This window comes from Spirosoma sp., from assembly GCF_048594605.1.
Lineage (GTDB): Bacteria > Bacteroidota > Bacteroidia > Cytophagales > Spirosomataceae > Spirosoma.
Genome location: NZ_JBMDWV010000432.1, coordinates 26,663 through 32,960 on the forward strand (window position 1 = coordinate 26,663; position 6,298 = coordinate 32,960).

Genomic DNA, 6,298 nt, shown 5'->3' on the forward strand with positions numbered 1-6,298 from the left:
ACCCTTTTGAAAGAAAATGCGAATCGCTTCTAAATTTACACACTATGGACCAGTCTCCCTACACTATTCCTGATCAAACACGTATTGGGCATGTTCATTTAAAAGTTGCCGATCTTGATCGTTCGCTCGCTTTTTATCGGGATCTGCTGGGTTTTACTTTAATTACGATGTATGGCAAAGAGGCTGCTTTTATTTCGGCTGGAGGATATCATCACCATATTGGGCTGAATACATGGTATAGTAAAGACGCTCCACCCGCGCCGGTACGTAACGCAGGACTGTTTCATACGGCTATTTTGTATCCCACTCGCCGGGATTTAGCTGTGGCTCTTCAGCGACTTATCGATGCGAAATATCCTATTACAGGGGCATCGGATCATGGTGTATCGGAAGCTATCTACCTAAATGATCCCGATCGGAACGGGGTTGAGCTATACTGGGATCGGCCTCGCGAACAGTGGCCGCAGAAGACTGATGGTTCGATTGAGATGTATACACATCCGTTGGATCTGGAAGGCTTGTTAGAAGAAATTAAATAACGTAACAGAAAAGCCGTGAAGCGGCAGGTTGTTTATAATTGCTTTTTGCTTTTACAACCAACCTGCCGCTTCACGGCTTTTCTGTTACGTTAACTACAATGGTTTCAATTCCAGGTTTTTCCAGCGAACTTTAATACCTCCGCCATCATGAATTTGCAGGGCGATTGACCCATCAGCAGTACCGATCTTTTCGTCATGCATATTGACCATCTCTTTGCCGTTGAGGAAAGTCTGTACGTGATCACCTTCAACACGAATTCGCATTTTATTCCATTGCTCTGGTTTCAGAATCGTTTCTTTTTCGTCAGGTATCTGAATTAACCAGCCCCGCCCGTACGATTCATAAATGCCTCCTGTATCATGATTCGGTGGAGCTACTTCGACCTGCCAGCCACTCACTTTTGTGCCTTCGATGGTTGAACGGAAAAACACACCACTATTACCATTGGCTTCCTGCTTGAACTCTACTGTCAGGTCGAAATTTTTGTAGAATTTTTCGGTTGCCAAATAACCGTATCCTTTGTCGGGACCACTTTCGCAGACCAGTTCACCGTTGTCGACGTACCATTTTTCGGTACCGTAAATTTTCCAGCCGGAAAGATCTTTTCCGTTAAAGAGCTTAATGGTCTTGGTCGGTGCCGTAAAGGCCAGTACCAATAACAGAAGGCCAAAGCCAATGCCGTATTTCATTGAGTCCGCAGTTTTAGAGTAAGTGAATTGATTTATATTTTATTCGATGGTAAAACTAAGGTGATTGATTTATTTCTGCTGTATCTGAACCTAAAAACCACCTCCTGAGATTAGCATAGCTCAAGCGCATCGAAAACAAAAATGGGTCTGATTTCGGTCAATAGTAAGTCTATGCACCTCTATTGATTAGCCATAAGTACACAAACGGCGGCCGGTACGTTCACCGACTGACCCGTATACGTTAGCTTGCCCGTCCTTTGATCACGTTTGAAAATGGTGATATTATCGGAATCCTGATGTGCTACGAAGATGAAGTCACCTTTTGGGTCAATTAAGAAATTCCGGGGTGTCTTACCTTCGGTTGGCTGATCGCCGATTTTCGTTAGTTTACCATCGTTGCTGATTGAGAAAATTGCCAGTGTATTAGCGCCCCGATTCGACTGATAGAGAAACTTACCTGAGGGGTCAATGTGAATGTCGGCACTTGTGTTTTGGCCCGTAAAATCGTCAGGTAGTGTTTTAAGATTGTCTTCAAGAAGTGTCAGGGCACCCGTTTGTGCATTTCGTGAGAACGTAGCAACCGTTGAGGTCAGTTCCTCAACTAGGTAGCCGTATTTCCCATTCGGGTGAAACGTGAAATGACGCGGCCCCGATCCCGGCTTTACGCTCGCATAAGGCGTCGAAGCAGGCTTTACTGTACTGGTTTTTGGGTCAATAGCGAATATATTGAGTTTGTCTGTGCCTAAATCTGCTACGTAAACGAATCGATTGTCGGGCGCGATTGTTGCTGAGTGAACGTGCGGTTTTTCCTGCCGCTTTTCATTCGGGCCGGTTCCCGAATCCTGAACGCTGTCAGACGCAGCGCTTATTTTTCCATCAGCCTCAATAGGGAAAACGGCCAGGCTGCCGCCCCCATAATTGGAAACAAACGCAGTTTTTCCGGTTTTGTCGACACTAACATGACAAGGTCCGCTCCCCAGGGTTGATTGGCTGTTCAGGAACCGTAATTTTCCGGTCGCTTTATCAATCGAATAGGCGCTGGCTCCCCCCAGTTTATCCGGGCCTTCGTTCACTGCGTATAAATAATTACCAGACGGATGAATGGCCAGAAACGACGGATTTTTTCCGTTCGAGACGGTTTGAATCTGATTCATGGCACCCGTTTTGCGGTCAAACTCGAAAACATAAATGCCTTCGCTGCCCCGAACAGAATACGTTCCAACGTACATTATCTCCTTCGATGACTGTGCCTGCGCCATCAAGCTTATCCCGGCTAGAATACTCAAAAAAAACGGTTTCATACGACGAATGATAGGTCTCATTAAGAAGTAAATAATACGGATAAACTACCGACATTTTTTATGGTGAGCAAATGGGATAGATACCACCTTTTAAAAATTTTAGGGGGCAAATAGGGAAATAATCCAATTAGAAATGTTTTAGATGGAAGTAGGCATTAGATGATAATTCATAAACACTTACTTTTGTGAAAAATTTGCCGGGTTACCGGCGCATTTGACCTAACTTTTGTCTTCCAATTCTATATCTATGAAACGCGTTTTGATTGTTTTTACGGCTGTGGCAATGCTGGCTTCCTGTAACAGTAAGAAGCGGCTGGCCGAAATTAAATCTCTGCAAGAAGCTCGTGATAAAGCCATTGCATCGTTAAGCGACTGTGATCAACGTACCACTGATCTTCGGAATCAGTTATCGGCTAAAGACACTGACCTGCAGGGTAAAGATAAGCAAGTGAGTGACTTACAGGCACAGATTGATTACCTGAAAAAGACGAATACGAACCTCCTTGATCGGATGTCGGATCTGTCGATCGTGAGCAAGTCCGGTGCTGAAAGTATCAAAAAATCGCTGGAAACGCTGAATGAGCAAACTAAGTATACCAACAATCTGAATGCTTCCATTCAACGGAAAGATTCGCTCAACCTAGCTTTAGTGATGAGCCTGAAACGGTCGCTGGACGATATCAACGATCAGGACGTACAGGTTGAAGTGAAAAAAGGTGTTGTTTACGTATCGATTTCGGATAAACTGCTGTTCAAATCGGGTAGCTACGACATTACTCCTAAAGCTGAAACCGTACTGGGCAAAGTAGCTAAAGTGGTAAACGACCACAAAGAACTGGATATTCTGGTTGAAGGTCACACCGATGCCGTCCCCATTTCGACAGCTTCGATTAAAGACAACTGGGACTTGAGCGCCCTGCGTGCTACGTCGGTTGTGCGGACACTGCAAGCAAAATTTGGCGTTGCTCCTGAACGCCTTACAGCCGGTGGCCGGTCTGAATTTGCTCCAAAAGATGATAATATGACAGCTACTGGTCGTCAGCAGAACCGTCGTACGGAAATTATCATTACGCCAAAACTGGATCAGTTCTTCAATCTGTTGTCGAGTGGCCAGGCAGGCGGCAGCAAATGATCACTTGATACGCTTAACTGAAAAAGTCCTAATCCGAAATTTCGGATTAGGACTTTTTTGTGCACGTAGTGGTGGCGAACTTCAACACCACTACGTTATAATTCACCAATATCTTCGTTCCAGACCTCTGGTTTTGCTGCAATAAATTGATTCATCATCTCCACGCATTCGGGCAAATCAAGGTCAACGACTTCAACACCGTGTTGTTCCATAAATTCGCGGGCGCCGGGAAATGTACGCGATTCACCAACGATCACTTTCGGAATTTTGAACTGAACAATCGTACCTGCACACATATAGCAGGGCATCAGCGTGGAATAAATTACTGTATCCCTGAATGAGCCAACTCGTCCGGCATTATTGAGGCAATCCATTTCGCCGTGCAGAATCGGGTTGTTCTCCTGTACGCGTTTGTTGTGACCGGAAGCAACTAACTGTCCATTCTTAATGAGTGCCGAGCCAATAGGAATGCCACCCTCACTCAAACTTTTGCGGGCCTGATTGATGGCCTCCTGCATGAATTCATCCATAAAGTTTAGAGTAGTTTCATTGTTTCGTAATCGCCAACGTGCTTTAAATACAAAAAATTGAGTAACAGCCCGTTGACGTTGGTGATGAGTTTTTGGGATTCGGGTAACGTAGCAATTACGCTGGTGATACGTTCAAATTCAGCTTCACTACCCATATTTTTAAGATGGAAAGACATGATTTCATCGCGCGTCATTTCCCGCTCAATATAAAAAAAATGCATGCCTTCATCGCTGGTGCCTGTGCTTGGATACCACGCGTGTGGATTCAGGCGGGTCAATTCGTTGGCCGTTACGTGTAATCCGATCTCTTCGCCAATTTCGCGAGCGGCTACGTCGTCGGCTGCATCACTAGCATCAACCATTCCGGCAGGGTGTTCGTACGTTTGTGAGCCATCGGCAATGCGCCGTTGCTTCACCAAAACAACAAATTTCTCTTTTGTTTCTTTATCGATCAGGCAAACCAGCATGGAGGCTGCATGTCCTTTAAGGAATAAAGCGGGTGGAATTTTATCGCCTTCGGGCGTGTCGGCATCAACCTCCAGCATCGCAAACAATACTTCGCCGTTGTGCCGGTACCGAATGTAATAGTCTTTGATGTCGTTGATCTTCATTCCATTAGCTTCCATCTGGCTTTTCCAGAACCGGAACTTGTGTGCCTCCTGAAGGGCTTCTTTTTTTATAGACATGGTATTACGTAATACGGATAGAACCCCTCATTTTATTTGGTTTAAGCGAAATTTCACCTGTGTTACTTTATGGTTGATTTCTGTGCTTCGGTACCGACGTAGCGTTCGAAGAATTCGTAGATACGTAGCAGTCGGTCAATACGTTGGCGAACATTTCCCGAACGGCTGAGTTCGTGCGTAGCGCCAGGCATCCGAACGTATTCAACCGATCGGCCAAGTATCTTCAGACTTTTGTAAAGCATTTCACTTTGAATAATACCCGTTCTGAGGTCATTCTCGCCATGTTTGATAAGCAAAGGCGTTTTAATATTCTGAACAAACGTATAAGGCGAGTTGGCATCCAGCACCTTGGCATCAGCCGACCAAGGGTAGTCAAAATAGCCAGGAATCAGCCGCCAGGCGTTTCCTTCGCCGAGGAACGTAGTGAGGTCATAAACACCCCGCTGGGCAAAAGCAGCTTTGAAGCGGTTGTCATGACCAACGATCCAGGCCGTAAGATAGCCTGCGTAGGAGCCACCCGTAATCACTTGCCGACTCGTGTCGACCCAGGCTTCTTTAGCCGCATCCGTTGCCGCGGCCAGTACGTCCTCAGTTGGGCCAATACCCCAGTCTTTTATATTAGCCCGCTGAAAAGTAATGCCATAACCGCCTGATCCGCGCGGATTTGCGTACACAATACCGTACCCCTGCGAACACATGTACTGGAACTCATGCCACATCGATGCTTCGCCCGGCCCCCACATAGCTGTCGGTCCACCGTGCATATTTAATAGAAGCGGATATTTTTTACCAGCGTCAACAAACGCGGGCTTCATGATCCAATAATCGACGGTTTGCCCAAGCGAATTTTTGTAAGTCCGTTTTTCGGGCAAACTGAGTTGTTTTTGCGCTACCCAGTCGTTATGATTCGTCAGCTTTGTTTGGTTTTTGGCGGTTGCATCGGTCAAATAAAGTTCCGATGGATTAACTACCTCGGTGCGGGCCAGCACAACCTGATTGCCTGCTACGTCGAAACTCGTGACCCCCTTCTCAAAATCAGTTAGTTGAGTAACCTGACGCGTAGCTGGATCGAGTCGGTAGAGGGGAGCACCTCCGTTGGAGGAAGCAGTAAAATAAATGGCATAAGTAGGCGCTCCTTTTTTACCTTTTGCCTGCGTTGCCGTTTCCGTCCAGGTCAGATTCATAGCAGCGCGATCGAACGTAACGAGCTGGATATTCGAGGCTGTTGCACCGTTGAGCGTGGCCAGACCAATCTGCACGGCGTTGACGCCCGTTGATGACGTTACGGAAAAGGCAAGTTGCTTTCCATCGGGCGAAACTTCCGGTGAACCATAACTTTTCCCCGTTTCGGCCAGTACGGTAGTACGTGTTCCTGATCCATTGGCCGGAATAAAGACAATAGCATTGTCCTGCTCACGAT

General features: G+C 46.3%; 7 protein-coding genes. 2 read left to right on the forward strand and 5 right to left on the reverse strand.

All coding sequences use genetic code 11. From position 1 onward, the window contains the following. The first annotated feature begins 44 nt into the window (after window positions 1-44). On the forward strand, window positions 45-539 hold the full coding sequence (locus tag ACOJS8_RS27310; RefSeq protein WP_420151726.1) for a VOC family protein: 495 nt from the start codon (window positions 45-47) through the stop codon (window positions 537-539). 93 nt (window positions 540-632) lie between these two features. Here the strand turns inward: ACOJS8_RS27310 and ACOJS8_RS27315 are convergent, their stop codons facing one another. After that, the gene (locus ACOJS8_RS27315; RefSeq protein ID WP_420151727.1) at window positions 633-1,229 is read right to left on the reverse strand and encodes a 3-keto-disaccharide hydrolase; all 597 of its coding nucleotides are present in this window, start codon (window positions 1,227-1,229) and stop codon (window positions 633-635) included. Between the two features lie 179 nt (window positions 1,230-1,408). Then, window positions 1,409-2,530: a lactonase family protein gene (locus tag ACOJS8_RS27320; protein WP_420151728.1), complete on the reverse strand. Its 1,122-nt coding sequence runs from the start codon at window positions 2,528-2,530 to the stop codon at window positions 1,409-1,411. A gap of 247 nt (window positions 2,531-2,777) precedes the next feature. Between ACOJS8_RS27320 and ACOJS8_RS27325 the strand changes: the two genes are divergently transcribed. Then, entirely contained in the window at window positions 2,778-3,662 is an 885-nt protein-coding gene (locus tag ACOJS8_RS27325; protein ID WP_420151729.1) for an OmpA/MotB family protein, read from the forward strand. A gap of 95 nt (window positions 3,663-3,757) precedes the next feature. Here the strand turns inward: ACOJS8_RS27325 and ACOJS8_RS27330 are convergent, their stop codons facing one another. From ACOJS8_RS27330 to ACOJS8_RS27340, 3 genes are all read right to left on the reverse strand, one after another. Continuing rightward, on the reverse strand, window positions 3,758-4,192 hold the full coding sequence (locus ACOJS8_RS27330; protein ID WP_420151730.1) for a nucleoside deaminase: 435 nt from the start codon (window positions 4,190-4,192) through the stop codon (window positions 3,758-3,760). A gap of 5 nt (window positions 4,193-4,197) precedes the next feature. Further along, window positions 4,198-4,878 (reverse strand): NUDIX hydrolase, encoded by a 681-nt coding sequence (locus tag ACOJS8_RS27335; RefSeq protein ID WP_420151731.1) that lies wholly within the window; start codon window positions 4,876-4,878, stop codon window positions 4,198-4,200. A 62-nt stretch (window positions 4,879-4,940) separates the two neighbouring features. Then, window positions 4,941-6,298, reverse strand: a 1,358-nt coding sequence (locus ACOJS8_RS27340) for a S9 family peptidase (protein ID WP_420151732.1), incomplete at its 5' end; no start/stop codon positions are given.

What these genes read in the sequence shown, in the direction of transcription:
- ACOJS8_RS27335 (WP_420151731.1), bottom strand. Translation starts at nt 4,878, where the DNA reads ATGTCTATAAAAAAAGAAGCCCTTCAGGAGGCACACAAGTTCCGGTTC.
- ACOJS8_RS27315 (WP_420151727.1), bottom strand. Translation starts at nt 1,229, where the DNA reads ATGAAATACGGCATTGGCTTTGGCCTTCTGTTATTGGTACTGGCCTTT.
- ACOJS8_RS27320 (WP_420151728.1), bottom strand. Translation starts at nt 2,530, where the DNA reads ATGAAACCGTTTTTTTTGAGTATTCTAGCCGGGATAAGCTTGATGGCG.
- ACOJS8_RS27330 (WP_420151730.1), bottom strand. Translation starts at nt 4,192, where the DNA reads ATGGATGAATTCATGCAGGAGGCCATCAATCAGGCCCGCAAAAGTTTG.
- ACOJS8_RS27310 (WP_420151726.1), top strand. Translation starts at nt 45, where the DNA reads ATGGACCAGTCTCCCTACACTATTCCTGATCAAACACGTATTGGGCAT.
- ACOJS8_RS27325 (WP_420151729.1), top strand. Translation starts at nt 2,778, where the DNA reads ATGAAACGCGTTTTGATTGTTTTTACGGCTGTGGCAATGCTGGCTTCC.